Genomic DNA, 2,594 nt, shown 5'->3' on the forward strand with positions numbered 1-2,594 from the left:
GAATCAGTGGCCGAGTGTTGCCGGAATTGGTGGCCGAGTTCAGCCGGAATACCCACTCGTACCGAAATCGATGATCCACATCCCGCGTGAGCGCCTCGTGATGTCCATGCCGTTCACCCATGGAACGAGAACATCCGAGTTCGGTCGCCCATGAGGATTCGGCTCCTCCAGCATCCGCAAAGCCAGATCCTCAGGGATATCGAAGGCCCCTCCCTTTGTATCGCCCATGAAAGCTACACCTGCATTCTCCGAAAGCCGCTTAGCTTGCGTGAGATCGACCGTGGAGGTGAGATTGGCGTTGATCTGGGTGACGGAACACCCGTCAAGTTGCCGGATTGCCTCACTGCCTGAATCGAATCCGACCATGCTGATGTGAACGTGCGCCCCATCCAACACCCAGGGGCGATCGCTTTCAGCGAAGAAGATGTCGCCTGATTCCTTGATGCGCTTCAACAACAACCGATTCGCTCCACCGCGAATCCCCTGGGTAGCAAGAAGCCCTGCTCGCTTGCACTTACCGGCCTCGATATGGGACCTAGCCTTTTCGAACCAATAGCAACACAGGTCAGCCTCCGCAGGTACATTCCCTTTCCAAACACTGAACATTTGGTCGACGTAATCATCGCCAAGGTTTGTGCGAAGAAGTTTGCCACCCAAGAACGGCGGATTGCTAACGATGAAATCTACTTCGGGCCAGTCCGGTTGAACGGCTTCACCATCGGGATTGATTTCCACAATGGCGTCGTCATTACGGAAGTTGGCCGTAAGCGCTTGCAGAATAGGCTGCGGAGGGCTGCCGAAACCATTCGCTCTCACCCACTGAAGATGTCCGATCCACACGGTCATTTGAGCCAGGTCAAACGCATAGGGGTTGATTTCGATACCGTACAGTTGTCGGGGGTGTACCAGCGGCAGTGGGGCTTCGAGGCCCCTGCTCTGAGCCCAGAGAATGACTTCTTTTTCAAAGTCTTTCAGCATTTGAAGGCTGACGTAGAGGAAGTTCCCACTCCCACACGCAGGGTCGAGGATTTTTACATCGGTCAATCGCCCCAAGAAACGTCGCACGACCGCCGAGGCCCGTGCCTGGTGCTTCTTCCGAGTAGCTTCCTTGAGTTTCTTTTTTCCTCCATCAAATTCCGCCGCAACCTTAGCCAACGCTGCTGCGGCTTCTTTCTTGACCTCTTCCCATTCTGACAACAGAGGTGCCATGATCACGGGTTCTACGATTGTCTCGATATCCTCGCGGCTCGTGTAATGAGCCCCGAGCTGCGCTCTCTTGCTGGGATCAAGGCCCCGTTCGAACAGAGTGCCGAAGATGCTTGGATCTACAGCATCCCAATCCAGTCGAGCGGCCTCCAGCAAATCGTCGAGCTCGGATTCCGTAAGGGAGAGCACCGTAGCTTCTTCAAACAGCGATCCGTTGAAGTGCTGAATTTCATTTAGGCCGAAGTCACCACCGGTGGCCATGACCCCAAACAAGTCACCTACCAACTTCGAAAACCGGGCTGGAGTAGCATGAGATTTTTCCAAGATCTCAGTAAGCAGTCCCTTGGGAAGCAACTCAATGTCCTCGGCAAACATGCAGAATACAAGTCGATCGAGAAATCTGGCCACTAGGCGGGGGTCTTCTCCTCTATCTCGAAGCCCTCGAGCAATTCGGGCAATCTTTTCTGCTGCCTTAGCCGTAATGGCCTGGCTTGTAATCCCGGGTCGCAACTTTTCCGGATCGTGGAATAGAGCTCTTAACGTTGCCATCCCCCGCTCGGTGGTCAACGACTGTAAAGTCAGCTCGTAAACCTCTGACGGAGTGTTCGTGAAATTAGTGTGAATGATTATTCGATTAAAGTCGCACACTACCAATAGGGGTGGATTTTCTAGAGCCTCACGATACTGAAGGAGCTGCTGGTAGGCAGCATCGAGGTCCTTGTTCTTCCCCTTGTACTCGATCCCAAAATAGCCGCGTTTCCACACGTCGGCCCATCCTTGGCCGCCTTCTATTTTTGAGGCGCCACGCTCGAAACAAAATGAAGCTCCTGATGGGTCCGACTCACCTGGGGTCTGATGCTCCACGAGGCGGCAGAGATCAATGAAGTGTTCTTGAGAGCCGGAGCGCTCTTTCAGGCTGGACTTGCTCCATTTTGTTGTGAACTCGGTTGGGTTCAAGATATGTCCTCGGATTTGATTTTTTTCTGATGTGGATAGGCTTCAATTGGACTTCGACAGTCTAGCAGGGAGGCAGCCAGATTGGGAGTACCAATGCACCGGCTGAACCGGCCCGATGTGAAGTTCGTGTCTTAGGGACTACGGGATCGTCGCTGACTCATCTTATCATTTCTATTGAGCGAACCCGCCTCAGGCCAGACCAAAGGCAACTTATTTGCCCTAAACCAACCGGTTCTTTGGGTAGGACTCTGAACCGAACTCTCTGACGGATCTGCAGGTCACCGGAACATCGATTTGAAGCCGCCCATGGTCTTCTTCTCGGTTGGAAGGGGGGTGTCCGAGAAAGGCTCGAAGTCGATAATCGCTCGTGTTACAGTGTCATCGTTGTAGTCCCAAATCCAACTGGCAATCGAATCCGGATCGCTTGTGCC

General features: G+C 53.4%; 1 protein-coding gene. It reads right to left on the reverse strand.

What is annotated here, in order from left to right; genetic code table 11:
* Positions 1–39 precede the first annotated feature (39 nt).
* A complete protein-coding gene (locus KOO63_14070) occupies positions 40–2,163 on the reverse strand; it encodes an N-6 DNA methylase (GenBank protein MBU8922939.1) in 2,124 nt (707 codons plus the stop codon).
* Between the last annotated feature and the right edge of the window lie 431 nt (positions 2,164–2,594).

It is taken from the genome of Candidatus Latescibacterota bacterium, assembly GCA_019038625.1.
GTDB lineage: Bacteria > Krumholzibacteriota > Krumholzibacteriia > Krumholzibacteriales > Krumholzibacteriaceae > JAGLYV01.